The 22,983-nt window shown below is 70.1% G+C and carries 24 protein-coding genes; 9 read left to right on the top strand and 15 right to left on the bottom strand.

The annotated features are described in order from the left end of the window. Window positions 1-39 precede the first annotated feature (39 nt). Genes ACFXGJ_RS02325 through ACFXGJ_RS02305 form a run of 5 tightly spaced genes read right to left on the bottom strand, consistent with a single transcriptional unit; the run spans window position 40 to window position 5,713 of the window. Window positions 40-2,241 carry an acyl-CoA dehydrogenase gene (locus tag ACFXGJ_RS02325; RefSeq protein WP_378616059.1) on the bottom strand — a complete coding sequence of 734 codons (2,202 nt, stop codon included), beginning with the start codon at window positions 2,239-2,241 and terminating at the stop codon, window positions 40-42. Between the two features lie 5 nt (window positions 2,242-2,246). Next, a complete protein-coding gene (locus tag ACFXGJ_RS02320) occupies window positions 2,247-3,116 on the bottom strand; it encodes an SDR family oxidoreductase (protein WP_378616057.1) in 870 nt (289 codons plus the stop codon). A 35-nt stretch (window positions 3,117-3,151) separates the two neighbouring features. After that, a complete protein-coding gene (locus ACFXGJ_RS02315; RefSeq protein WP_378616055.1) occupies window positions 3,152-4,033 on the bottom strand; it encodes a MaoC/PaaZ C-terminal domain-containing protein in 882 nt (293 codons plus the stop codon). A gap of 7 nt (window positions 4,034-4,040) precedes the next feature. Then, complete coding sequence (locus tag ACFXGJ_RS02310; protein WP_378616053.1) at window positions 4,041-4,472, bottom strand: SRPBCC family protein; 432 nt, start codon at window positions 4,470-4,472, stop codon at window positions 4,041-4,043. A 50-nt stretch (window positions 4,473-4,522) separates the two neighbouring features. Beyond that, the gene (locus tag ACFXGJ_RS02305) at window positions 4,523-5,713 is read right to left on the bottom strand and encodes a lipid-transfer protein (RefSeq protein ID WP_378616051.1); all 1,191 of its coding nucleotides are present in this window, start codon (window positions 5,711-5,713) and stop codon (window positions 4,523-4,525) included. Window positions 5,714-5,822: 109 nt separating this feature from the next. On the opposite strand from ACFXGJ_RS02305, the gene ACFXGJ_RS02300 reads away from it, so the two are divergent. The 4 genes from ACFXGJ_RS02300 (at window position 5,823) to ACFXGJ_RS02285 (ending at window position 7,925) form a co-directional block, all read left to right on the top strand. Then, window positions 5,823-6,524 (top strand): TetR/AcrR family transcriptional regulator, encoded by a 702-nt coding sequence (locus ACFXGJ_RS02300; RefSeq protein ID WP_378616049.1) that lies wholly within the window; start codon window positions 5,823-5,825, stop codon window positions 6,522-6,524. A gap of 122 nt (window positions 6,525-6,646) precedes the next feature. After that, complete coding sequence (locus ACFXGJ_RS02295; protein ID WP_378616047.1) at window positions 6,647-7,105, top strand: MarR family winged helix-turn-helix transcriptional regulator; 459 nt, start codon at window positions 6,647-6,649, stop codon at window positions 7,103-7,105. Then, window positions 7,102-7,473, top strand: a complete 372-nt coding sequence (locus tag ACFXGJ_RS02290) for a DUF5313 family protein (protein WP_378425236.1) — start codon at window positions 7,102-7,104, stop codon at window positions 7,471-7,473. The genes ACFXGJ_RS02295 and ACFXGJ_RS02290 overlap by 4 nt, the downstream gene beginning before the upstream one ends. An 86-nt stretch (window positions 7,474-7,559) precedes the next feature. Continuing rightward, a complete protein-coding gene (locus ACFXGJ_RS02285) occupies window positions 7,560-7,925 on the top strand; it encodes a hypothetical protein (RefSeq protein ID WP_378616045.1) in 366 nt (121 codons plus the stop codon). Window positions 7,926-7,964: 39 nt separating this feature from the next. On the opposite strand, the gene ACFXGJ_RS02280 is transcribed toward ACFXGJ_RS02285, so the two are convergent. After that, window positions 7,965-8,273 carry a rhodanese-like domain-containing protein gene (locus tag ACFXGJ_RS02280; protein WP_378616043.1) on the bottom strand — a complete coding sequence of 103 codons (309 nt, stop codon included), beginning with the start codon at window positions 8,271-8,273 and terminating at the stop codon, window positions 7,965-7,967. A gap of 288 nt (window positions 8,274-8,561) precedes the next feature. On the opposite strand from ACFXGJ_RS02280, the gene ACFXGJ_RS02275 reads away from it, so the two are divergent. Continuing rightward, window positions 8,562-9,059 (top strand): VOC family protein, encoded by a 498-nt coding sequence (locus tag ACFXGJ_RS02275; RefSeq protein WP_378616041.1) that lies wholly within the window; start codon window positions 8,562-8,564, stop codon window positions 9,057-9,059. Window positions 9,060-9,084: 25 nt separating this feature from the next. Here ACFXGJ_RS02275 and ACFXGJ_RS02270 read toward each other — a convergent pair whose 3' ends face one another. Beyond that, window positions 9,085-9,840: a lysophospholipid acyltransferase family protein gene (locus ACFXGJ_RS02270; RefSeq protein ID WP_378616039.1), complete on the bottom strand. Its 756-nt coding sequence runs from the start codon at window positions 9,838-9,840 to the stop codon at window positions 9,085-9,087. Between the two features lie 147 nt (window positions 9,841-9,987). Here ACFXGJ_RS02270 and ACFXGJ_RS02265 point away from each other — a divergent pair, with 147 nt between their 5' ends. After that, the gene (locus ACFXGJ_RS02265; RefSeq protein WP_378616037.1) at window positions 9,988-10,425 is read left to right on the top strand and encodes a 6,7-dimethyl-8-ribityllumazine synthase; all 438 of its coding nucleotides are present in this window, start codon (window positions 9,988-9,990) and stop codon (window positions 10,423-10,425) included. A 57-nt stretch (window positions 10,426-10,482) separates the two neighbouring features. Here ACFXGJ_RS02265 and ACFXGJ_RS02260 read toward each other — a convergent pair whose 3' ends face one another. The 3 genes from ACFXGJ_RS02260 to ACFXGJ_RS02250 all read right to left on the bottom strand — a co-directional run bounded on the left by ACFXGJ_RS02260 (window position 10,483) and on the right by ACFXGJ_RS02250 (window position 14,565). Beyond that, the gene (locus tag ACFXGJ_RS02260; protein ID WP_378616035.1) at window positions 10,483-11,451 is read right to left on the bottom strand and encodes an alpha/beta fold hydrolase; all 969 of its coding nucleotides are present in this window, start codon (window positions 11,449-11,451) and stop codon (window positions 10,483-10,485) included. A 1-nt stretch (window position 11,452) separates the two neighbouring features. Further along, the gene (locus tag ACFXGJ_RS02255; protein WP_378616033.1) at window positions 11,453-13,552 is read right to left on the bottom strand and encodes a phosphocholine-specific phospholipase C; all 2,100 of its coding nucleotides are present in this window, start codon (window positions 13,550-13,552) and stop codon (window positions 11,453-11,455) included. 173 nt (window positions 13,553-13,725) lie between these two features. Then, window positions 13,726-14,565: an alpha/beta hydrolase gene (locus ACFXGJ_RS02250; RefSeq protein WP_378616031.1), complete on the bottom strand. Its 840-nt coding sequence runs from the start codon at window positions 14,563-14,565 to the stop codon at window positions 13,726-13,728. A gap of 148 nt (window positions 14,566-14,713) precedes the next feature. Between ACFXGJ_RS02250 and ACFXGJ_RS02245 the strand changes: the two genes are divergently transcribed. Then, entirely contained in the window at window positions 14,714-15,655 is a 942-nt protein-coding gene (locus tag ACFXGJ_RS02245; protein ID WP_378616029.1) for a DUF5996 family protein, read from the top strand. 9 nt (window positions 15,656-15,664) lie between these two features. Here the strand turns inward: ACFXGJ_RS02245 and ACFXGJ_RS02240 are convergent, their stop codons facing one another. The 3 genes from ACFXGJ_RS02240 to ACFXGJ_RS02230 all read right to left on the bottom strand — a co-directional run bounded on the left by ACFXGJ_RS02240 (window position 15,665) and on the right by ACFXGJ_RS02230 (window position 18,811). Then, a complete protein-coding gene (locus ACFXGJ_RS02240; protein ID WP_378616027.1) occupies window positions 15,665-16,369 on the bottom strand; it encodes an SIMPL domain-containing protein in 705 nt (234 codons plus the stop codon). Window positions 16,370-16,394: 25 nt separating this feature from the next. Further along, on the bottom strand, window positions 16,395-17,744 hold the full coding sequence (locus ACFXGJ_RS02235) for a hypothetical protein (RefSeq protein WP_378616025.1): 1,350 nt from the start codon (window positions 17,742-17,744) through the stop codon (window positions 16,395-16,397). An 86-nt stretch (window positions 17,745-17,830) separates the two neighbouring features. Further along, a complete protein-coding gene (locus tag ACFXGJ_RS02230) occupies window positions 17,831-18,811 on the bottom strand; it encodes a cytochrome c oxidase assembly protein (protein WP_378616023.1) in 981 nt (326 codons plus the stop codon). Window positions 18,812-19,135: 324 nt separating this feature from the next. On the opposite strand from ACFXGJ_RS02230, the gene ACFXGJ_RS02225 reads away from it, so the two are divergent. Continuing rightward, window positions 19,136-20,611 carry an LCP family protein gene (locus ACFXGJ_RS02225; RefSeq protein ID WP_378616021.1) on the top strand — a complete coding sequence of 492 codons (1,476 nt, stop codon included), beginning with the start codon at window positions 19,136-19,138 and terminating at the stop codon, window positions 20,609-20,611. Between the two features lie 4 nt (window positions 20,612-20,615). Here ACFXGJ_RS02225 and ACFXGJ_RS02220 read toward each other — a convergent pair whose 3' ends face one another. Both ACFXGJ_RS02220 and ACFXGJ_RS02215 read right to left on the bottom strand, forming a co-directional pair. Then, complete coding sequence (locus tag ACFXGJ_RS02220; RefSeq protein WP_378616019.1) at window positions 20,616-21,266, bottom strand: DedA family protein; 651 nt, start codon at window positions 21,264-21,266, stop codon at window positions 20,616-20,618. A 10-nt stretch (window positions 21,267-21,276) separates the two neighbouring features. Then, a complete protein-coding gene (locus tag ACFXGJ_RS02215) occupies window positions 21,277-21,900 on the bottom strand; it encodes a TetR/AcrR family transcriptional regulator (RefSeq protein WP_378616017.1) in 624 nt (207 codons plus the stop codon). A 113-nt stretch (window positions 21,901-22,013) separates the two neighbouring features. On the opposite strand from ACFXGJ_RS02215, the gene ACFXGJ_RS02210 reads away from it, so the two are divergent. Then, a complete protein-coding gene (locus ACFXGJ_RS02210; protein WP_378616015.1) occupies window positions 22,014-22,955 on the top strand; it encodes an NADP-dependent oxidoreductase in 942 nt (313 codons plus the stop codon). The last annotated feature ends 28 nt before the right edge of the window (window positions 22,956-22,983 follow it).

Here is a 22,983-nt window from a genome sequence, read left to right as displayed (position 1 = left end):
TCTCGGGACTCCGTAACCGCACCACTGCGGCGTAGCCGCTCAGTCCCTGGGCAGCCCCAGCATTCGCTCACCGATCACGTTCAGCTGTACCTCGGTGGTACCGCCGTAGATGGTGGTCGCGCGGCCCGCGATGAGCTGTTCCATCGCCTTGTCACTCGGCTGGCCCGGCACCGCCACCGCGCCGGCCGCCCCCAGCTCGGCGACCACGAACTCCGAGATCGACTGCCCCAGGCCCATACCCAGCAGCTTGCCGACGGACGACGTGGTGCTCACGTCCGCGCCCGACAGCTGCTTGAGCACGATCCGGGAACCGATCAGGTCGACGGCCTGACTCTCAGCGATCAGCTCGCCGAAGTGGTACTTCCCGACCGGACCGAGCTCGCGGCCGCTCGCGAACTGCAGCAGGTCCGCGTCGCTGGCGTAGGCCTCCATCTTCTGGCTCAGCGCCACCCGCTCGCCGGCGAGGGTGGTCCGCGCGACGTGCCAGCCGTCGTTCACCTCGCCGACCACGTTCTCGTCGGGAATGAAGACCCCGTCCAGGAACACCTCGTTGAACAGGGCCGAGCCCGTCATCTCCCGCAACGGCCGCACCGTCACCCCCGGGGTGGACATGTCCAGCACGAAGTATGTGATGCCCTCGTGCTTGGGCCGGGACGGATCGGTGCGCGCGATGAGCATCGCCCAGTCCGCGAACTGGGCGACCGTGGTCCAGATCTTCTGACCGGTGACCTTCCAACCGCCGTCGACCTTCTCCGCCTCGGTGCGGAGCGACGCCAGGTCCGAACCCGCGCCCGGCTCCGAGAACAGCTGGCACCACACGAGATCCCCGCGCAGCGTCGGGACCACCAGGTCGCGCTTCTGCTGTTCGCTTCCGTGTCCGACCACCGCGGAGACGGCCCAGCCGCCCATCAGCAGTTGCGGCATCGCGATGCCCGCGGCCTTGATCTCCTGCGCGATGACGATCTGCTCGAGCGGTCCGGCACCGCGTCCGTACGGCGCGGGCAGGTGCGGCTGCACCCACCCGCCGTCACCGAGCGCGACCAGTTGGTCGTCCTCGTCGTCGATCGCCGCGATCGGCGCCAGCTCGGCCCGCAGCCCGACCCGGATCTCCTCGGCCGCGTCCGGCAGTTCGAGGACCGACGCCCGGGTCACCCCGGCCAGGGCCTGCTCGGCGACCCGGTTCGTCCGGTCCTCCCGAGTGCCGAGCACGCCCCGCAGCGACAGCGCACGGCGGTAGTACAGATGCGCATCGTGCTCCCAGGTGAACCCGATGCCGCCGTGCACCTGGATGCAGTCCTGTGCCACCCGGACGGCCGCGTCCGGCACGATCACCGCCGCCACGTCCGCCGCGAAATCCGCTGTGTCGTCGCCACTGTCGAGTGCCGACGCCGCGTCCCACACCACCGCGCGGGCCTTCTCCAGGGCGATGCCCATGTGTGCGCACTTGTGCTTGACGCCCTGGAACTGTCCGATCGGCCGGCCGAACTGCACGCGGGTCTTGGCGTACTCCGACGCCGTGGACACGCACCAGGACATCACGCCGACCGCCTCCGCGCCGAGCACGACCGCCGCGATCGAGCGAACGCGGCGCTCGTCGAGTCCGTCGAGCACTCGACCGGCGTCGAACCGGACACCGCCCGCCTGCACGCGCGCCGAACCACGCAGGACGTCGATGCTGTCCTGCGCGGCGACGGCCACATCAGCCGAATCGACTACTACCCAACGTGTCTCGTCGCCGATCGCGGCCGGAAGCAGTAGCACGTCGGCATGCTCGCCGCCGAGCACCGCATCCGCGACGCCGGTGAGTCGGTAGCCACCCGGCTCGGGTTCCACGTGAAACGGCTCGCCGAGCGCGACCGCCGCGGTGCGCGACCCGTCGAGCAGGCCGGGCAACACCTCGATGCCTGCCTTGGAGTCGGCCGCCGAGAGCACGGCGCTCGCGAGCACCGTCGGCAGGAACGGACCCGGCGCCGCGGTGCGTCCGAGCGCCTCGAGCGCCACCGCGAGGGTGAGCAGACCGGCACCGAGCCCGCCCTGTTGCTCCGCGACCGCCAGACCCAGCAGGTCCTGCCCGACCAACGCGGGCCAGAACTCGGGGAACTTGGCCTCCGTTTCGGCCTCGACGGCCGTGCGAATCCGCTCGGCGGTGACGGTCCGCTCGGCGAACGAACGTACCGAGTCCGCCAACGCCGCGTGCTCCTCGCTCAGCCCGACGCCGAGCTCGTAACTGTTGCGCGCCATGCCCGTCAGCCCAGCCGGACGGCGAGGTCGTCGACGGTCCAGGGCCCCTCGGATTCGATGGTCTCGCCGCCCTGCCAGTTGATCAGTTCGGTGACGGCGCCACCCTGGACCGCGTACACCTTGCCGGTGAGCTTGCAGTCGGCCGACGCGAGCCGCGCCACCAGCGGGGAGATGTTCGCCGGCGCGAACGCGTCGAACTCCCCCTCGGGTACCTCGGCCGCGAACAGCGCGCCCATACCGGGGGTGGCCAGCGTCAGCCGGGTGCGCGCGATCGGGGCGATCGCGTTGACCCGCACCCCGTAGCGCTCGAGTTCGTCCGCCGCGACCAGGGTCAACGCCGCGATACCGGCCTTCGCCGCCCCGTAGTTGCCCTGACCGGCGTTGGGCATGAACGTGCCCGAGGCGGAGGCGGTGTTGACCACCGAGGCGTTGACGGACTCGCCGGCCTTGCTCCGCGCCTTCCAGTGGGCGGCCGCGTGGTGCAACGTGGCGGCGTGGCCCTTGAGGTGCACGGCGACGACCGCGTCCCACTGGCTCTCCTCCATGCCCGCGATGAACGCGTCCCGCAGGATGCCGGCGTTGTTCACGAGCACGTCGAGACCGCCGAACTCGCGCACGGCCTGGTCGACGAGCGCCGCGGCGCCGGCCCAGTCGGCCACGTTGTCGGTGTTCGCGACGGCCGTGCCGCCGGCCGCGACAATCTCGTCCACCACCTGCTGCGCCGGTCCGGCGTCCGCGCCGGTCCCGTCGTTGGCCCCGCCGAGGTCGTTGACCACGACGCTGGCGCCCTCACCCGCGAACAGCAGCGCGTGCTCGCGGCCGATGCCGCGCCCCGCGCCGGTGATGATCGCGACCCGTCCGTCCAAGCTTCCCATTGGTGAGGCCTCCTCAAAATGTGGTGACAGCGGATTCAGCTGTCGGAGATGACGGCGAGACCGTCCTTGACGACCAGGTCGTCGCCGACGGTGGTCTCGTACGCATAGGTGGTGCAGCCGAGATTCCCCGTGCCCACCTCGGAGTCGGACTTCCAGAACCGGGTCTCGATGTCCTGTTCGGGCAGAACCGGTTTGGCGAACCGAACCGCGAGGCGCCGCAGTCGTTCGGTCGTACCGCCGGCGAGTTCGGTGAGCGCGGCCCAGGACGTGAACGCCATCGTGCACAGGCCGTGGTTGATGATCCCGGGCAGTCCGGACATGCGCGCGATCTCGTCGTCGAGGTGGATCGGCATCGGATCACCCGAGGCAGGCGAGTACCGGAACGTCTGGTCCTTGTCGATGTGCTGGCGCAGCTCGACGCTCGGCGCCTGCCGGCGCAGCGCCTCGTCGAACTTGTGGCCGGGCGCCGCGTCGCCGAGGCCGGGGCCGGCGTCGACCTTCCGGAAGAACGCGGTCATCCACTGTTCGTTGACCAGTTCGCCCGTGTCCGTGCGGGTCTCGACGTACACGACCACGGTTGACCCGTTGTCCCTGCCCTCGAAGCCGATCGGCTTGGCGCGCACCACCAGGGTGTCGCCGGGATAGATCGGGCGGTGGAAGTGGAAGTCCTGCTCGCCGTGCACCAGCTTCATGAGCAACTCGACCGGCGCCACCGACAGGGCGGCGGGGGCCATCGAGAAGAAGGCGGGCACCACCGCGAACACCGGCGGGGCGATCTCGCCGCGCAGGTGCCGCTCGATCGGATCGTTGGTGGCCGCCGCGTACTCGGCGATCCGCTCGGCCGTGACCTCGAAACGCTCCTCGTCGGTCCAGACGCCGAGTCCCGACGCGTCGAACGAAACCGTAGGCGTCGTCATTTCGCGCCTAGCCGACCAGCTCGGCGAACCTCGCGAGCGATGCCTCGAGGTCCGCGGCGGCGTTCTTGGCGACGGCCTTGCCGATCGGGCCGACGATCATGGTGCCCTTGAAGCCGGCGTCGATGACGGCCTTCGATCCCGTGCCCTCGGGCACGACGCTGAGCGTGAATTCGACGGTGACGCCGGCCATGCCGGTGCCCGCGATCTTGACGAGGTTCGGCGCGTCCACCTCGGTGACGGTCCACTCGATCTTGTTGGCCATGCCCATCACGGAGACGACCTCGGTGAAGGTGGCGCCGAGCGCGACCTCGGTGGGCAGTTCGCTCTTCCAGCCCTGGTGGATGGTCAGCCACTCCTCCCAGCGGGACAGGTCGGAGAGCGCGGACCAGGTCTTGTCCGGGGCGGCGGGCAGGACGGCGGAGACGGATACGGAAGCCATGACGAAACTCCTTCGGTACGAGGGGTGTTGAACGTGACGAGGGGGAGCGGTCAGCGCTCGGCGGGCCGGTAGGCGGTCACGACCACCGCGCCGCCGAGACCGATGTTGTGCTGCAGCGCAACCCTCGCGCCGTCGACCTGGCGGGCGTCGGCGGTGCCCCGCAGCTGCCAGGTGAGCTCGCTGCACTGGGCGAGCCCGGTCGCGCCGAGCGGGTGACCCTTGGAGATCAGGCCGCCCGACGGGTTGACCACCCACTGGCCGCCGTAGGTGGTGGCGCCCGCGTCGACGAGCTTGCCGCCGTCGCCCTCCGGGCACAGTCCGAGCGCCTCGTAGGTCAGCAGCTCGTTCGTCGAGAAGCAGTCGTGCAGCTCGATGACGTCGACGTCGGTGGCGTCGATGCCGGCCTGCTCGTACACCTTCCGGGCGGCGACACGGGTCATGTCGGCGCCGACGAGGCTGATCGCGCTCCTGTCGGCGAATGTGGACTCCATGTCGGTGACCATCGCCTGACCGACGATCTCGACCGCCTTGCCCGCGAGACCGTGCTCGTCCACGAACGCCTCACTGGCCACGATCACGGCGCCGGAGCCGTCCGAGGTCGGCGAGCACTGCAGCTTGGTCAGCGGGCCGTAGATCCGCTTCGAGGCGAGGATCTCCTCGAGCGTGTACTCGTCCCGGAACTGGGCGTAGGGGTTGTTCGCCGAGTGCCGGTGGTTCTTGACGCCGATCTTGGCGAACTGCTCCTCGGTGGTGCCGTAGCGCTCCATGTGCTCCTTGCCCGCGGCGCCGAACATGTACGGCGCGGGCGGCATCGCGAACTCCTGCAGCTCGGCGAGGGCGAGCAGGTGCCGCATCATCGGCTGCTCGCGGTCGTCGTAGGTGGTGCCGAGCGAGCCGGCCTGCATCTTCTCGAAGCCGAGGGCGAGCGCGCAGTCCGCCTGGCCGCTCTTGACCGCCTGGGTGGCGAGGAACAGTGCGGTGGACCCGGTCGAGCAGTTGTTGTTGACGTTGACGATCGGGATGCCGGTCAGGCCCAGCTCGTAGACCGCCCGCTGGCCGGAGGTGGACTCGCCGTAGACGTAACCGACGTAGGCCTGCTCGACCTCTCGGTATTCGATGCCCGCGTCCTCGAGCGCCTTGGTGCCCGCCTCGCGAGCCATGTCGGGGTAGTCCCACTCGCGGGCCCCCGGCTTCTCGAACTTCGTCATGCCGACGCCGACGACGAAAACCCTGCTGCCCATTTCCACTCCTGATCGAAAGAGAGACGAAAACTGTCTGCGACGCGCTGTCTCACTAAAGTAAGTGAGACACGATGTCCCGTCAATCACCCGAGTCGGTATCGTGTGGTCGATGCCAGAGAGAGTCGACGCCACCGCGCGCCCCGGGCCGGACGGCCGCGCCACCCGGTGGGACGACCACAAGGCGGACCGCCGGGACCGGATCCTCGACGCGGCGATAGCCGCGATCGAGGAGGGCGGCGCCGACGTCGGCGTCAAGCAGATCGCCGAACGCGCCGGAGTGCCCCGATCGGTGGTCTACCGAATCTTCTCCGGCCGCGGCGACCTCGACGAACAACTGCGGGCGCGGATCCTCGAACGGTTGATGGAGCACGTGACGCCGGGCCTGACGCCGGCTGGCACGATCCGCGAGGCGATCGTCGACGCCGTCGACAACTACCTTCGCTGGATCGTCGAGGCGCCGCGGCTGCACCAGTTCCTCGGCACCGGTTCGCCGAGCCACCGCACCACCGGGTCGCGGGCCGTGACCGGCACGAAGACGGCCATCGCCGTGCAGCTGACGGGGCTGCTCGAGGAGGTACTCCGGTCCCTCGGCAAGGACTCCGGCCTGGCGGAGTCCCTCGCCTTCGGCCTGATCGGGCTGGTCGACGTCAGCGTCAACCGGTGGCTGAGCAACCCCCAGTCGGCCTTGACCATCGAGCAGCTGTCGGACTTCCTCACCGTGTCGATCTGGCAGGTGCTCGACGGCAACCTGCGCCGGCTGGGGGTCGACGTCGACCCCACCACCCCGGTCGCGCGCCTGATGCACCCCTGACGGTGCGTTGCACGGGGTTCACGGTCCGGCTTCGGCTCGAACCCCGACCGCGAACCCCCGACCCGATGGATCTGCGTCACCAATTTAGTTAGCGCACGATTTATTCGTGTACGCTTCTTTCCATGACCGCAGTCGAATCGGATCCGCTCGCACTGGACCGTCAGGTCTGCTTCGCGCTGGCCGTCGCCAACCGGGCGGTGCTCTCCGTCTACCGGCCGCTGCTCGAACCGATGGGCCTGACCCACCCGCAGTACCTGGTGATGCTCGCCCTCTGGGGCGAGGCGCCCATGTCGGTGAAGTCGATCGGTGCCGCACTGCAACTGGATTCGCCGACCCTCTCGCCGCTACTCAAGCGGCTCGAGGCCTCCGGCCTGATCACCCGCAGTCGCAGCCCCGAGGACGAGCGGTCGCTGGTCGTGGACCTGACCGAGGCCGGACGCGAACTGCGCGCGAAGGCCGAACAGATCCCCCCTGCGGTCGTCGCGGCGCTCGGCGTGGGGCTGCCGCAGCTCGAGGAGCTGCACCGCGTTCTGACCGACATCAACAAGGCCGCACTCGAGGCAGGAGCACTGGAGAAATGAGCGCCACCCGACCGAACCCGTTGCAGTGGATCGCGTACGCCTGCGGCGCGCGCCTCCCGGAATCGATGAACGACTGGGTCGTCAACGACATCACCGGCGACCACTACGTGATCCGGCACCTCGTCCGAGCCCAGGTGCCGTTCGTCCCGCTGTACGTGGCGTTCATGTTCTTCCCCGGCCCGCTGTGGCTGCGCGGGGCGATGGTCCTGCTCGGGCTCTCGCTCGCGGTCTTCTACTCGGTGGTCTACATCCACCAGAACCGGGCCCGGCGGCTGCAGAAGAACGGACTGCCGATGGAGCTCGACAACCCGAAGCGGCGCGCGGCGCGAGAGGCGGAGGAGAACGCCTACGACCGGGCCTGGCGCTGAGCCTGATTCGAACCCCCACACCGGGGGTTCGGTCGTAGAATCTGGATCGGTCGATTTCGAAAGCCCACGCAATCGAAGGGATCCAGATGCGCTTCCTCAAGGCCGCACCTGCCGCCGCGGCGATCGCTGCGGCGGCCGCCGTCGTCGCGGCGCCGTCCGCACAGGCGTTGACACCGCAGACCATCTTCGGCACCGTGACCTGCCAGAACTCCGCGACCCAGAAGTCCCGGCCGGTCGCCGCCTGGGTCGCCAGCGAGAAGGGCGGGTCGGGGCCGAGCAAGCTCAGCGACGGCGACGGTGCCAACTGGACCCAGAACTACACGTTCACCACCTACGACGCCGGCCGCTTCAAGGTCGCCGTCGGCTGCGGCGGAACCGCCCAGAACCCGGCGAAGGCCGTCGTCACCGGATGGATGAACCCCGGGCGACACAACCTCGTGCTGAACTACTGACGGCAGGGAACCCCCGCGGGCCGCGGGGGTTCCCTGCTGTCAGGCGCCGGTCTCGACCGGGCGGCCCGAGGCCACCCAGGCGTCCGTGCCGCCGACGACGTTGACCGCGTTGATGCCCGACGCGTTCAGGAAGTTCGCGGCCTGCGCACTCCTGCCACCCATCGCACAGATCACGAACACGGTTGGCGCCGACGGAATCTCGCCGACGCGTCCGGCGAACTCGCTGAGCGGGATCAGCGTCACGCCGGGCACGTGGGCCTGCGCGTACTCGTCGGCCTCGCGCACGTCGATCACCGGCGCGCCCGCCGCCAGCGCCTCGTCCAGGCCGGTCAGGTCCACTTCCTGCATGGGTTTCCTCTCTCGTCGTCTGACCCGAGCATACCCAAGGGGGTATAACGACGGGCGCGGAGTCAGCCGCCGCGGAGCGCAGTCGATGCGTCGCGCGCAGCACGGACGACGGCAGCGGCCCGGTCCCGACACCGGACGACCGTGGCGTCCGCCCGCTCCCGGACCAGCGCCGGGGTGCGCAGCGGGCGGATTCCCGATCGAGAAACGCTTCGACTCCTCGGTGCGGCAGCCTATGGTTGCCACAGCCTGCCACACGAACGAACAGCGTTGCTACGGAAGGAATGTGCGATGTCTTGGCTCGGTCCCGTCAGGCAGATCAGCTACACCACCGACGATCTCGACCAGCTGCTGAATTTTTGGGAGAAGCAGGTCGGGATCGGGCCGTGGAGCGTGTTCCGCGGACTGACCCTCGTCATGAACTACGACGGCCAGAAGATCTCGCTGCCGGTCGACGTCGCGCTCACCGTCCACGCCGGCATGCTGATCGAGCTGATGCAGGTCCGGGGCGGGGGCCCGTCGCCCTTCCACGACCAAGACAACGAGCCGATCATCGGTCTGCAGCGGGTGGCCACCCTCAGCGACAACATCGTCGAGGACACCGAGCACGCGCAGCGAAACGGGCTCGAGCTGTTCGCCGACGGCACGGACGTCACCGGCCAGCGCTACTGCTACTTCCGCTCGGCCGCGGCGCCCGGCATCATCCTCGAACTGCTCGAGGACACCCCCTTCTTCCGCGACTTCGTCGACCAGCTGACCATGCCATCGCCGGCGGAGCGTCAGACCTGACGCGATACCGGAGCACGCCCCCCGTTCAGTACCGGGCGACCGCCCCGTCGACGGCGTCCTGGAGCCCGGCCTGGACCAGTCGTGCGATCTCCGCAGGCTTGTCGGGCAGGTCCAGAACGGGCGTCGCGAAGAACACGCTGGCCCCGCGCACCGCCGCATCGTCGGCGTGCCGGTCGACGCCGGGCCCGTAGCTGATCCCCATGCACACCAGCGCCGGACGCACCCCGAGCTTGATCGCCCGGCTGGTGATGTGACCGATGCCGCTGCCGATCCGCTGGAGCCGGGCCGGGTCGTCCTCGTTGCAGGTGCCCTCCGGGAAGATAGCCAGGTCGTCGCCTCGGCGCAGTCGTTCGGCGCACACGTCCATCATCCGCTGACCCGCCGCGTTGACCGCCCGCATGCCGTGATTCTTGCCACGGAAGACCGGGATGCTGCCCATCAGGTCGATGCGGTCCCGCCGCTTGGGCTCGGCGAACAGCTCGTCCTTGGCCAGCACCCGGGTCCGCCCGATGACCGGCCGCAGCGGACTGCGCCAGGCCGCCCCCGCCACCGTGTAGGGATCCCGCTCGGTCAGGTGGTTGACGGCCAGGACAACTCGGGTGTTCGAACGCACCAGCTCACGCAGCCGCTCCCGGGTGCCCTCCGCGTACCGGATCCGGGGGCGGAACCGCGCCGCGAGCGTCGCGTAGGCCGCCTTGGCGAGCAGCCGGTTCTGCTGATGGCCCAGGTAGTAGTCGTAGACTGCGTCGGAGTTCTCGAGTGTCACGTCGGGCTTGTCCATGCTCCCACTGTACGGACGCCCCGGGAATCGGCACGCTGGGCGAATCCGACTGCACACCAACCACATTCAAACCTACCGGTACGAAACCCGGTCGACGAGGCCCGTCCCCCCTGGTGCCCCACCGTCGTCCGGCTCTAGCATCTGTGCATGAGCATTGCCTTCGTCCAGGCCACCTGGCACCGGTCCATCGTCGACCACGCGCGTGACGCCTTCACCGCGCGGTGGCGTGAACTCGGCCACGACCCGTCCGAGATCGAGTACTTCGAGACCCCGGGCGCCTTCGAGATCCCGTTGCACGCGCAGCGCCTCGCCCGCACCGGCCGCTTCTCTGCGATCGTCGCCGCGGGCCTGGTGGTCGACGGGGGCATCTACCGGCACGAGTTCGTCGCGTCGGCCGTCATCGACGGCCTGATGCGGGTGCAGCTCGAGACCGACGTCCCGGTGTTCTCCGCGGTGCTCACCCCGCACCACTTCCACGAGCACGCCGATCACGCCGACTTCTTCACCGCGCACTTCGACAAGAAGGGCGCCGAGGTGGCCGACGCCTGCTCCGGCACGCTCGCCTCGCTCGCGACCATCAAGTAGTCGCGGCCACGCCCCCGGCCGCCCCTCCCCCGGTCCTCCCGGGGAGGGGGGTGGCGGTCAGTCCGGCAACGCCGCGAGGAACTCGAGCATCGCTGCGTTCACCTCCGCGGGCTTCTCCATCTGCACGAAGTGCCCGGCGCCCTCGACCACGTGGGTCGACACCAGACCGGGCACCAGCACGCGCATCGCGGCGAACGGATCCCTGCCCATCATCTCCAGTACCGGGTCCTTCGCACCGGCGATGAAGGTCACCGGCAGCTCGATCGGACGGTCGTGCAGGCTCTCGTTCTGCGACCACACCGCGTCCTCGGCGCGGTACCAGTTCAGCCCGCCGGTGAACCCGGTCCGTCCGAACTCACCCACGTAGTACTCGAACTCGTCCTCGCTGAGCCAGTTCCACGGCAGCGCAGGCGGTTCCGGCAGCACATCGAGGTAGCCGTTGCCCTCGGACGGGAAGTCCCAGCAGTCGAGGTAGCGGTTCGCGCCGCTGAGCGCGTGGAAGATCTTCGCGAGGAACTCCCGCGGCCGCTCCCCCAACTCGCGATCCGCGACGCCCCGCTCCTGGAAGTAGTGCACGTGCGCGAAGTGCTGGGAGGCGAGGTACTCGAACCCCACGCTCGGCTGAACCGGCAGTCGCGGGGTGCGCGGCACGCTGAGCTGCATCAGCGCCGACACCCTGCCGGGCGCCCAGGCGGGCAGATCCCACACCAGGTGCGCACCGAAGTCGTGGCCGGCGAACACCGCCTGGTCGATGCCGAGGGCGTCGAGCAGCCCGACCATGTCCCCGACCGTGTGGGGACGGTCGTACTCGCTCGCGTCCACCGGCGCGCTGGTGCGGCCGTACCCGCGCATGTCGGGTGCGATGACCCGGTAGCCGGCCGAGGCGAGCGCCTCGATCTGGTGCCGCCAGGTGAACCAGAGCCCGGGGAAGCCGTGGCACAGCACGACCGGCCGTCCCGTCCCCTGCTCGGCGACGTGCATCTCGATCCCGTTGACCGCGACGATGCGGTGCGTCGGTTGTGCCATGTCAGTCCTCACCATCGGTCACGGATACGGCACCCGCACTGACGCTGACCCGACCGTTCTCGATGTGGCCGGTCAGGCGGCGCCGGAAGGTCCGGTCCTCGGACACCGTCAGCGTCGCGTCGTACCAGCCGTCGGTCGAACGTACCGTCCAGGACGACTCCGCTCCGGGCTCGACCCCGCGCTCCGCCCCGTCCAACCGCACGGTCAGCGCTTCGGCGCCGGGGTTGTGAACGGTCAAGCGCAAGGCCCGCGCCCCCTGGTCGACGGTGGTGCGGACCGTCAACGCGCCCGCGGCACCAGCTACGCTTCCCTGGATCTCACGCCGGAAACCATTGGGCCCCAGCAAGGTCAGCGCGTATCGCTCCCCCGTCACCGACACCGTGTCGGTCACAGTTCCGAGCACGTCGTAGTGGCGTGGCTCCGTGAACTCGCCCGCGTACGGATACAGGGAAAAGTGGGCGGAGGCCTTGCCGCTGTTGGTCAGGTCGAGGGCCAGCGTGCGCGACTTCGGGTCCATCACGGCATGCCCGTCGGGTTGGTACGGCAGCGGTCGCGCCGGTCGGGTTCCGCGTTCCTGGACCGGCATCTGCTGGTTCGCCGGCGGGGTCGGCGTCCAGCGTGGGTCGAGCGGCGGCGTGGCGGCCGGCCGAGCGAGCGACGGCCTGCTCCGCGGCACGGCGAAGTCGAACGCGGAGGTGAGATCGCCGCTGACAGTGCGTCGCCACCGGCTGATCTCCGGCTGGGTGAACCCGAACCGCTTCTCCAGGAACCGAGTGGTCGAGGTGTGGTCGAACACCTCGGAACACACGAACCCGCCCACGGTCCACGGCGACACGATCGTCATCGGCACCCGCGGCCCCAGCCCCAACGGCTCGGTGCCGACCCATTCGTCGGCCGCATCGCGCGGCGGCCGGGGCGGCGGCACGTGGTCGAAGTAGCCGTCGTTCTCGTCGAAGTTGATGATGACGACCGTCTTCGCCCAGAGGTCGGGGTCGGCAGCGATCGCGTCGAGCACCTGGTACACCAGGGTTGCGCTCGCGGCCGGCGACGACCCCGACGGGTGTTCGGAGTCGACCTCGGACGGCACCAGATAGGACACCTGCGGCAGCGACCCGGACTCGACGTCCCGGCGGAACTCGGCGGCCAGCGTGCCGGGGCGCGACCGGCGCAGCGCTCGGTCGTAGAGAACCCGGTCGGCGGGGGACAGTCCGTTCACCGCACCCTCGAGCGCCCGCAGCGCCACGTCCTGGACCTCGGGCGGCATCTTTGGCAGCGCGAGATAGAACCCGGACAGCGTCTGCAGCTCGTAGGGGACCAGTCCGGGGTTCCCGAGCAGGTGTGCGGCCACCTTCTTGAATACGGTGAAGTACTCGAGGTTGTTGTCGCTGAAGGTGTCCCACTCCTGGTAGGTCTTCCACGTCACGCCTGCCGCCTGCAGGCGTTCGGGAACCGTGCTCCACGGGTACCCGGCGTGCCACGGATCGTAGGCGGCATTGGTGACCGCGCGGGAGCCGTCCGGCTCGAAACCGGTGTAGCCGCTCACCCAGTAGTTGCGGTTCGGGCTCGTGGAGGTGGGGACCGAGCAGTGGTACGCGTCGCAGATCGTGAAGGCGTCCGCGAGTTCGTAGTGGAACGGAATGTCCTCGCGGCCGTAGTAGGCCATCGTGGTCGGGGTCTTCGCGGCAATCCAGCCGTCGTGCCATCCGCCCGCGAGAGCCTGGTGGCCGCCCTCCCAACTGTGGTCGAGGCCGGTCACGTTCTGCGTGTCCATCCGCTGAGCTTGGGCGGAGGCACGGATCGGAAAGGGCAACACCGGACCGCCCGGACCGGGCTGCTCGAACACGCTGTGCCCGTTGCGCAGTGTGAGCGCGTTCGGGTCACCGAAGCCTCGCACTCCGCGCAACGCGCCGAAATAGTGGTCGAAGGATCGGTTCTCCTGCATGAGGAGCACGACGTGCTCGATCGAATCGAGGCTGCCCGGCCCGACCGGCGCCGCGAGTGCCGACTGGAGCGACGGCGGCAGCAACGACCCGACGGCTGCGGCCCCGAGGGCACCCGCGCCGACGGACAGGAATCGACGCCGGGACAGATTTCTGGACAAGGAATCCCCTCGTGGCAGGAAGTCGACAGCAGCGCCCGCAGAGTACCCACAATCATGTGCCGAACATCGCCACATTGGACGTTTGTCCAATTAACAGCTGGGGCCCGATTCCCCAACGCCGGTCATACGATTGGTGCCCGGCGCGAACCCTTCGAGCGCGGCCACCGACGGCGTCAGGGGGCGAGCCGCGGCCGCAGCCAGGCCACGAGGTCGTCGAGCACCTGCTCACGCTCGGGCTCGTTGAACACCTCGTGGTACAGCCCCGGGTACTCCGTGTAGGTCAGGTCGTCCGAGGCGACGGTCGCCGCGATCATGCGGCTCCCGTTGACGTTCACCAGGCCGTCCTCGCTGCCGTGCAGCAGCAGCAGGGGTATCCGCAGCGTCGGCAGCCGGTCGGGCAGCGACTCGGCGTTGACGATCAACCCGCGCGCGATCCCGGCGGGAACCTTGCCGTGGTGCACCAGCGGATCCGCCTTGTATGCGGCGACAACCTCCGGGTCACGAGAGACCAGGTCGGCGTCGAGCGACTGCACCGGAAGCGACGGGAGAAAACGGCCGACCACCTTGCCGACCCCGACGACGACGCCGGGCACGCCGGTGGTCACGTCCACCGCGGGGCCGGACAGGATCAAACCGGCCAGCAGGTCCTGGTGGTCCAGGGCATACGACAGGGCGATCGCACCGCCCATGCTGTGTCCGAGCAGGTAGAGGTCCAGTCCGGGGCGCTCGGTGGTCGCGATCCCGACGAGCTGGTGCAGATCGTCGGTGAAGTCCGTCCACGCCTTGAGTTCGACGCGCTTGCCGCCGGACCGCCCGTGCCCGCGATGGTCGGGCGCGTACACCACGAGACCGAGCCCGACCAGGCGCTCCACCACGTGGTCGTAGCGGCGGGCATGCTCGCCGAACCCGTGGGCGAGCACGAGTACCGCGACGGGCGGCCCGTCCGGGGTCCAGACGGCGTACTCGATGCGAGTGCCGTGATTGCCGATGAACGAGGACTCGGTGTGTGCCACGGGTCGAGCTTAGGCCGCGATCGGTGCAGGCGGCCGGTATTGACTCGCGCCCTGCCGAACGGCACCGCCGGTCGATAGACTCGGCTCGTCGATCCACGCTCCAGCTGAATCCGAACTACCGGTGAGCAATCACCCGGACGGAGGCACGGTGAACGAGCACAACCCGACCGCCCCGGCCTGGCCCGCGCTTCGCGTGGCCGACTGGACCGAAACCCGGGACACGCTGCACATGTGGATGCAGATTGTCGGGAAGGTCCGACTGTCGCTCTCGCCCCTGGTCAATCACTGGTGGCAGGTGACGTCGTATGTCACCGCACGGGGCCTGGGTACCGGCGCGATCCCGTACGGCACCCGAGCACTGGACATCGAGTTCGACTTCTGCAGCAACCGCCTGCACCTGCGGACCAGTGACGGCGGCGCGGGCGAGGTTGCGCTGGAACCGAAGTCGGTTGCACAGTTCCACGCCGAGACCATGCAGGCGCTCGCCGACCTAGGGATCGACGTACGTATCCAGCCCACCCCGAACGAGGTCGAGCCCGCCATCCCGTTCGCCGAGGACACCGTGCACTGCGCCTACGACCCGGACGCGGCGAGCCTGTTCTGGCGTCAACTGGTGCAGGCCGACCGCGTCTTCAGGACATTCCGGTCCCATTTCGTCGGTAAGGTCAGCCCCGTGCACTTCTTCTGGGGTGCAATGGATCTGGCCTGCACCCGGTTCTCCGGCCGATCCGCGCCCATCCATCCGGGCGGGGCACCCAACTGCGGCGACTGGGTGATGGTCGAGGGCTATTCGCACGAGCTGAGCAGCTGCGGTTTCTGGCCGGGCGGCGGCGAGGAGGGCGCCTTCTACTCGTACTCCTACCCGGCGCCGGAAGGCTTCGCCGGCTTCCCGGTCGGCCCGCGGGACGCCTTCTACAGCAACGAATTCCAGCAGTTCCTGCTCCCCTACGAGGCGGTGCGGAAGGCGGCCGACCCGGACGCCACCGTGCTCGAGTTCCTGCAGGACACCTACCGCGCCGCCGCCGACCTGGGGAACTGGGACCGGTCCGCACTCGAGTGCGACCCGGACCGGTGGGACGCGCTGCGCTGAGCCGGCGACTCAGTCGACGTCGTACACCACCTGCACGCTCACGCTGAGTTCCTGACTGCCCGGCTCGATCGGCGTCGGCGCGCGGTCGGCGAGCGCCGCGGACCCCGGCATCGGAGCCGGCCCAGTCGCGGGCACCTCGGTGATCGACCGGACCGGGCCGAGCCCGACCCCGGCCGCGGCGGCGATCTGGCCGGCCTGGGCCTGCGCCTGCTGCACCGCGCGCTCGCGGGCCTGGGCGCGCAGTTCGCCGTCGTCGGCGATCGAGAAGCTGGTCTGCTGCACGCGCACCGCGTCGCCCGCCGCGGCGGCCGCGGCGTCGATCACCTCACCGGCCCGGGCGACCTCGTGCACCGTCGCGGTCACCTGGTTGCCGACCTGGTAGCCGGTGATCGTGCCGTCGGGACCGAAGGTCGGCTGCACGGACAGCCCACTGGTCTGGATGTCCTTGGCATCGACGCCCTTGGACTTCAGTGAGTCCACGAGGGCGGTCGCCTTCTCCGCGTTCGCCGCGAGCGTGCCGTTGGCGTCGGTGCCCTGCGTCTGCACGCCGAGCACGACCGTGAGGGTGTCGGGCGTGCCGGTGACCTTCCCGGTGGCCTGGGTGCTGATGCCGGGCGGCGGTCCGTCGGTACCGACCGTCGCGCCGGTGCCGCAGCCCGCCACCAGCGCACCCGTCGCCGCGATCGCGGCCAGGCCCAGAGTTCGTGTCGTCACGCTCGGTGTGGTCGGCATTGCCCCACTATGACGCATCGGCGGAGTCCGCCACGGGAGGTGCGGACACCGCGCGCCCGCGGCGCAGCGACCACCCGAGGGCACAGGCGAGCAGCAGCGTGGTCGCGGCGAAGGCGATCGCCGCATTGCGCGCGGTCAGCAGTCCGGGTTCCGCCGCTCCACCGGTCTGGACCACGGACACCGGAGAACTGAGCACCGACGAAATCTGTTGCTGCTGAGCCGCATTACGCACCGGGATGGCACCGACACCCTTGCCGAGCTGATCGTTGAGCTGCGCCGACACGGTCTTGAGCTGGGTGATGCCGGCCAGGATCTGACTCTTGGTCTCCCCCAGCATCGCGGGCGCCTGCTCCGCGATCGGCCCGATCCCGGACTGCAGCTGTTCGCCCGCGCTGCTCAACTGCGCGGACACGTCCCGCAGCTGGTCGAATCCGCTGCGCACCGCCGCACCGAGGTCGGTGTCCGGCCCGACGCCGGCGCCCAGCACGGCGGTGGCGGCCTTCAGCTGTGCGGACACCGCACCGAGGTCGGCGGCCGTACGCTCGAGCGTCCCGGCCACGTTGGCGGTGTCGAGCCCGGATGCGCGCAGGGCCCTGGTCGTCGCGCCGAGCCCCTCCTGCAGTCGCGCCGTGCCCGTGGTGAGGTCGCCGATGGTGACGCCGAGCGAGGTCAGCCGGTCGGACAACTCGCCCGCCGGGCCGCTGGCCTGCCCGACCATCCCCGACACCTTGCCCGCGACGTCCACCAACTGGTTCGCGCCGTCGTTCGCGGTCTTCAGGTACGGCAGCACGGAGTCGACGCTGCCGAGCAACTGCTGGGCCTGCGTGTCCGCGGCGCCGGTCGCGGTCGCGAGCAGCTGGGCGGGCAGCAAGGTCTGCTGCAGCTGGCTCCGCGCCGAGGACATGCCGCTGAGCAGGTTCTTGATGCCGTTCGCGCCGGTCTGCTCCGAGACGGTCGTCATCAGGGCCGACATCGCGTCGGCGTCGCCGGCCGAGCCGCCGTTGCGGTGCACGGACAGCTGGGCCTGGCGCGGCGCTGTCGTGCCGAGGGAGGCCACCGTCTCGGAGAAGTCCTCGGGGATGGTCACCGACGCGAGGTACTTCGAGTCCGTGGCGGCCTCCGCGTCGACGACCTCCCAGTCGAACGCGTCCGACTCCTGCAGCGAGGCGACCACCTGGTCGCCGGTGCGCACCGGCTTGCCCGCCGCGACCGTGCCCGCGTCCTCGTTCACGATCGCGACGACGCTGCCCGCGGAGCGATCCGACCCGATCCACAGGGCCGCGCCCGCCGCCACGACCAGCAGCGCCACGACCAGCGCGAGGCCCGGCCACCATCGGCGTAGGCGGGATGGATTCACATGTGCGGCAACCATACTCCCGAACCTACTGGCGATAATTTGGACGACGGTGGCAGGGGTATGAGAATTCTCTGTGGCCGGTCCGCCTACCGCCGGCGGAATCGCTCCTGCAGCTGCGGGTCCTGTTCCCACCACAGGCCCGGGGCATCCGCCGCGACGGGAGTGCTCGCCAGCTCCCCAGCGTCCAATTCGGCGTCGATCGCCTCGGCCTGCGCCCGGTCGTCGAGGCGCAGCGCCCGCATCAGCACCAGCAGGAACGGGATGCCGATCACGTCGCCGAGCAGCCACAGGATGCCTGCGCCGATCGCCTGGTCGGTGCGCCGGTCCGGCCCCCAGCTCCGCGCGAACTGCTGGTAGTACTCCGCCGCGATCTCCGGCCCGAGCCAGATGACGATGCCGAGCACCCCGTCACCGATCACCTCGACGACCGTGATCGCCAGCGAGATCATCTGGGAGTACCGGTGCGGCACCGGGTCGACCTGCAGCCGCGAGTAGAAGTAGCCGAACCCGACCGCCACCAGCACCAGCCGGGTCAGCTGGTCCACCCCCTGGTGTTCGAGCACGGCCGGGTACCACCCGGTGAGGTAGAGCAGCCACGGCGTCGCGAGCATCGCGAGGGAGGTCGTGGCGGGATAGGTCAGGGCCCGCGCGGCCCGGCTACCCACGACCGCGTCGACACGCGCCCGGCGGGTCTCGCCCAGGCAGGCACGCAGGACGGTGACGGGCTTGCCCAGCGCCAGCCCGAACGGGACCACGAACAGCAGCAGCACCACCTGCAGCGCCCGCACCCAGAACAGGGTGTCGGCGTACACCCCGACGAAGCTGAGCGCGGCCACCAGCCACACCCCGCAGCCGAGGAGCAGGAAGCAGAGCAGCCGGCCCCGGCCGACGCCCTCGCCGCGGCGCGCGGCCGTCGCGTGCGCGCGCCAGTAGCCGGCTGTGAGTGCCGTCACCACGGCGAGGGTCGGGACGTCCCACCGCCAGGACGTCGCGGCGGTGGACAACGTCAGCGGGACATCGACGAACGACACCGCACCAGTGTGCCCCGTCGAGCGCACCTGACCCATCCCCGGTTCCACGGAATAGCGTGTGTCACAGCCTAATTCAACGGACCACCAACGCATCGTCAACAGATGGACCTTCGTCGGGCGCCGACGGGCAGTGGATCATAAGGCCGGGTAAAGAAGTTCCCAGGCTCGGGTGGCCGCCGCCGTCCACCCGCACGAGGCCGTCGGAACGTCCCAACGCCGATGGGTACCGTGGCCTTCGTGTCGTACTCCTCCACCTCGGCGTCGCCGGGACGCCCCGGGCCGCGTCGGGCACACCGGCGCGCCAGGCACAGCCGGCAACCGAGGCGGAACCCGGAGCGCTCACCGGCCGGCCTGCGCGGGATGCGCATCGCGGCCGGGACGATGTCGGCCGTGGTACTCGCCGGCGTCGGGATCGGCTGGGCCGCGCAGGCCGGCCTGACCTCGGGGATGTACACCTCCGACGCCCTGAAGGCGCTCGCACCCGACGCCCCTCGGTCGGTGCACGGCGACACGAACATCCTGCTCATCGGCCTGGACAGTCGCAAGGCGATGGACGGCAGCGACCTGCCGGCACAGTTCGTCACCGACAAGCTGCACGCGGGCGACAGCGACGTCGGCGGCTACAACACCAACACGCTGCTGCTGCTGCACGTGCCGGGCGACGGCAGCCGGGCCAGTGCGGCGGCGATCCCGCGGGACGACTACGTCAACGTCCCCGGCTACGGCATGCGCAAGATCAAGGAGGCGTACGGGCTCGCGAAGGCGGACGAGGAGACCAGACTGAGGGACACCGGCGTCACCGACCCCGCCGATCTCGAGCAGCGCTCCCGTGAGGTCGGGCGCCGGTCCACGCTGACCACCGTGCAGAACCTGCTGCACGTGCCGATCGACCATTTCGCCGAGGTCAACCTGATCGGCTTCTACAACATCGCGCAGGCCCTCGGTCCGCTGCAGGTGTGCCTCAACGCGCCCGTGCACGACGAGTACTCGGGGGCGAACTTCCCCGCGGGCAAGCAGACCCTGGATCCCTCCCAGGCGCTCGCGTTCGTGCGGCAGCGGCACGGGCTCGACAACGGCGACCTCGACCGCACCCACCGTCAGCAGGCGTTCATCTCCGCCGTCATCACGAACCTGAAGTCGACGGGCGTGATCGGCAATATCGGCAAGATGCAGGGTCTGGTCGACGTGGCGAAGAAGGACATCGTCATCGACTCCGGCATGGACCCGGTGAAGTTCGCCTCGCAGGCGACCAATCTCACCGGCGGCGATCTGGACTTCTACACCCTGCCGATCGAGGGGTACGCGACCGTCAACGGCCAGGACGTCAACAAGGTCGACGTCACCCGGCTGCGCACCGAGGTGAGCCGGCTCTTCTCCACGGGCGACCCGACCGGCTGGCCCACCACGACCGCCAAGGCGCCCACGCCGTCCGGGCACGAGACCGTCGACGTGGTCAACGGCACCGACCACGCGGGCCTGGCCGCCTCGACCGCGTCGGAGATGGCGGCCCTCGGCTACCGGACGGGATCGCTGTCCACCGGCACGGCCGCCACCTCGACCAGCGTGCGGTACGGCAGCGGCGGCGACGGCTTGGCCGGGACGCTCGCCGACCGGTACGGCGTCACCGCGGTCGCGGACTCCTCGCTGCCCGCGAACCGGGTCGCGCTCGTCCTCGGCCCGGACAGCATCGGCGTCGACCTCACGCCGCCGACCACGCAGGCGTCGCCGCAGACCGGCGCTCCGGGCTCCGCGGCCACCCCCGCGCCCGCCGCCCCGACCGCCGGTCCGCAGGGCGCACCGATCGCCGCCGACCAGGGCACCCCCTGCGTGGACTGACGGGTCACGCTCCCCCGGTGTGCGCACCCTCGACTGCCGCGGGTTCCGGCGCGACGGCGAAGGCCGCGGCACGCCGCCGACGCAACCACCAGATCGCTGCGGCGACGGCCGCGACGGCGATCAGGACGCCGGTGCCGCCCACCGCCTTCTCGATCTTCTCGTAGGAGTTTCCCGCCGCGAAGCCGAGCAGCACGTTCCCGGCACCGAAGACCAGTGCCGCAACGGAATTGAAGGCCAGGAAGCGACGGTAGGGCATCCCGCTGATCCCCGCGAGCGGGGGCATCACGGTGCGGATGAACGCGACGAACCGGCCGACGAACACCGCGGGTCCGCCGTGCCTGCGCAGCAGCTCCTGCGCCCCGTCGAGCCGTCGGCGCCCGGCGAGGAACGGCAGCTGCAGGATGCGCGGGCCGACCCGGCGGCCGATCCCGAAGCCGACGGTGTCTCCCAGCACGGCCGCGGTGACCACGAGCACGATCATCAGCCACAGCTGCGCATGGGTCTGGCTCGCGACGATGCCGCCGACGATCGCCGCGGTCTCGCCCGGGACGAAGAAGCCGAGCAGGAGCGCGTCCTCGGTGAACACCAGCCCCGAGACCACCGCGTACACCACGAGGGAGTCGAGGGTCTGCAGTCGCTCGAGGAGGGCGTTCACCGGGGCCGCCTCAGATCCGTCCGGGGAGGCGCTCGGCGGGCGAACCGCCGAGGTCGAGGAATCCGTCACCGACGACCGCGAACCCGTCCCGGACCAGGTCGGTGAACTGGCCCGGGCCCCGCTGCGGATCCCAGGAACGGTACGCGGCGTGCACGATCGCGAAGGCGACGTTCACCACCAGACTGACCCGGTGAGCGTCGTCGTCCAGGGCCAGCCGCTGCGCCACCCAGCCGCGCACGAAGGTTCGGAACGGTTCGCTCGACGCCCATGCGGACTGGACCAGCGCCGGGCATTGCTCGATCATGCTCTTGCGCAGCAAGAGTTTCGAACCGTCGCAGCCGACGGTGCCGATGAGGATCTCCCGCAACGACTCCCACATCGGTTCGTCCGCGGGCCGGGCCTGCGCCAGCGTCCGCCAACGCGCGGAGTCCTCGGGATCGGGGTCGAGCAGCAGCGATTCCTTGGACTCGAAGTAGTTGAACAGGGTGCTCTTCGAGACGTTGGCCGCGGCGGCGATCTCCTCGACGCTCACCGCGTCGAACCCCCGGGCCGACACGAGCTCGACGGCGGCGGACCGCAGCGAACGCCACGTCTCCAGCTTCTTCGCCGCACGCAGGCCCGATGGGGTGGTCATGGTTCCAGCGTAGACCCAAACTTACACCGAGTCCAAAATTGTCTCGGGTGCAGGTAGTGGTTCGGGTACGGCGGGCCGGAATAGAAGACGGCGGCCCGGTCGTTGGCCAGGTCATGGCCAATTCGGTGGTAGCGACAGCGTTCGGAGGGCCCGACGTCCTCACCGTGATCGACGAACAGGTGCCGGCTCCCGGCCCCGGAGAGGTGCAGGTCGAACTGCGCGCCGTCGGCGTCAACCCCTTCGACTACAAGTCGTACAGCGGCGCCTTCGGCTCCGATCCCGCATCCCTGCCGGTGCGCCCCGGGCTCGAAGGGGCGGGCGTGGTCGTCGCCGTCGGCGAGGGTGCGGCCGGTCCCGCCGGGCCGCTCGCGGTGGGCGACGAGGTGATCGTCCACCCCGGCAAGGGTTCCTACACGCAGCTGCTGAACATCGACGCGGGCGACGCGCTGCCGAAGCCGCCGTCACTGCCGTGGGAGCAGGCCGCCGGGCTCCTGGCCACCGGCACCACCGCGGTGGACGCCCTGACCACCGCTCAGGTCACGTCCAGCGACACCCTGCTGATCCACGGCGCGGCCGGTGCGGTCGGCGCGCTGGCCGTGCAGCTGGCGGTCGCGCGCGGGGCCACGGTGATCGGCACGGCCCGCGAGTCCAAGCACGACTACCTGCGCAGCCTCGGCGCGGTTCCCGTCGCGTACGGCGACGGGCTGCTCGACCGGGTACGGGCCGCCGCCCCGAACGGGGTCGACGCCGCATTCGACACCGCCGGCACCGACGAGGCGGTCGACGCCTCCCTCGCCCTCGTAGCGGACCGCGGGCGCATCGTGACCATCGTCGCGTTCGGCCGGGCCGCGCAGGACGGCTTCCCCGCGATCGGCGGAGGCAGCCCCGAGAGCGCACGGATCCGCCAGGAGGCCAGGTCCGAGCTGATCGAACTCGCCGGACGGGGCCAGCTCGACGTCCTCGTCGCGAAGACCTTCCCGCTCGAGGCCGCGGCGCAGGCGCACACCGAACTGCAGAGCCCGCACCCGAGCGGAAAGTTCGTCCTGCTGCCCTGACCCTGCGGCACTCGACCGCACAGACGTG

Origin of the sequence: Rhodococcus sp. NPDC059234, from assembly GCF_042754225.1 — a bacterium.
In the GTDB taxonomy this organism is placed as follows: Bacteria; Actinomycetota; Actinomycetes; order Mycobacteriales; family Mycobacteriaceae; genus Rhodococcus_G.
This window is presented reverse-complemented; position numbering and strand designations above follow the sequence as displayed.

What these genes read in the sequence shown, in the direction of transcription:
- ACFXGJ_RS02325 (WP_378616059.1), bottom strand. Translation starts at nt 2,241, where the DNA reads ATGGCGCGCAACAGTTACGAGCTCGGCGTCGGGCTGAGCGAGGAGCAC.
- ACFXGJ_RS02320 (WP_378616057.1), bottom strand. Translation starts at nt 3,116, where the DNA reads ATGGGAAGCTTGGACGGACGGGTCGCGATCATCACCGGCGCGGGGCGC.
- ACFXGJ_RS02315 (WP_378616055.1), bottom strand. Translation starts at nt 4,033, where the DNA reads ATGACGACGCCTACGGTTTCGTTCGACGCGTCGGGACTCGGCGTCTGG.
- ACFXGJ_RS02310 (WP_378616053.1), bottom strand. Translation starts at nt 4,472, where the DNA reads ATGGCTTCCGTATCCGTCTCCGCCGTCCTGCCCGCCGCCCCGGACAAG.
- ACFXGJ_RS02305 (WP_378616051.1), bottom strand. Translation starts at nt 5,713, where the DNA reads ATGGGCAGCAGGGTTTTCGTCGTCGGCGTCGGCATGACGAAGTTCGAG.
- ACFXGJ_RS02300 (WP_378616049.1), top strand. Translation starts at nt 5,823, where the DNA reads ATGCCAGAGAGAGTCGACGCCACCGCGCGCCCCGGGCCGGACGGCCGC.
- ACFXGJ_RS02295 (WP_378616047.1), top strand. Translation starts at nt 6,647, where the DNA reads ATGACCGCAGTCGAATCGGATCCGCTCGCACTGGACCGTCAGGTCTGC.
- ACFXGJ_RS02290 (WP_378425236.1), top strand. Translation starts at nt 7,102, where the DNA reads ATGAGCGCCACCCGACCGAACCCGTTGCAGTGGATCGCGTACGCCTGC.
- ACFXGJ_RS02285 (WP_378616045.1), top strand. Translation starts at nt 7,560, where the DNA reads ATGCGCTTCCTCAAGGCCGCACCTGCCGCCGCGGCGATCGCTGCGGCG.
- ACFXGJ_RS02280 (WP_378616043.1), bottom strand. Translation starts at nt 8,273, where the DNA reads ATGCAGGAAGTGGACCTGACCGGCCTGGACGAGGCGCTGGCGGCGGGC.
- ACFXGJ_RS02275 (WP_378616041.1), top strand. Translation starts at nt 8,562, where the DNA reads ATGTCTTGGCTCGGTCCCGTCAGGCAGATCAGCTACACCACCGACGAT.
- ACFXGJ_RS02270 (WP_378616039.1), bottom strand. Translation starts at nt 9,840, where the DNA reads ATGGACAAGCCCGACGTGACACTCGAGAACTCCGACGCAGTCTACGAC.
- ACFXGJ_RS02265 (WP_378616037.1), top strand. Translation starts at nt 9,988, where the DNA reads ATGAGCATTGCCTTCGTCCAGGCCACCTGGCACCGGTCCATCGTCGAC.
- ACFXGJ_RS02260 (WP_378616035.1), bottom strand. Translation starts at nt 11,451, where the DNA reads ATGGCACAACCGACGCACCGCATCGTCGCGGTCAACGGGATCGAGATG.
- ACFXGJ_RS02230 (WP_378616023.1), bottom strand. Translation starts at nt 18,811, where the DNA reads ATGGGTCAGGTGCGCTCGACGGGGCACACTGGTGCGGTGTCGTTCGTC.
- ACFXGJ_RS02225 (WP_378616021.1), top strand. Translation starts at nt 19,136, where the DNA reads ATGCGCATCGCGGCCGGGACGATGTCGGCCGTGGTACTCGCCGGCGTC.
- ACFXGJ_RS02215 (WP_378616017.1), bottom strand. Translation starts at nt 21,900, where the DNA reads ATGACCACCCCATCGGGCCTGCGTGCGGCGAAGAAGCTGGAGACGTGG.
- ACFXGJ_RS02210 (WP_378616015.1), top strand. Translation starts at nt 22,014, where the DNA reads ATGGCCAATTCGGTGGTAGCGACAGCGTTCGGAGGGCCCGACGTCCTC.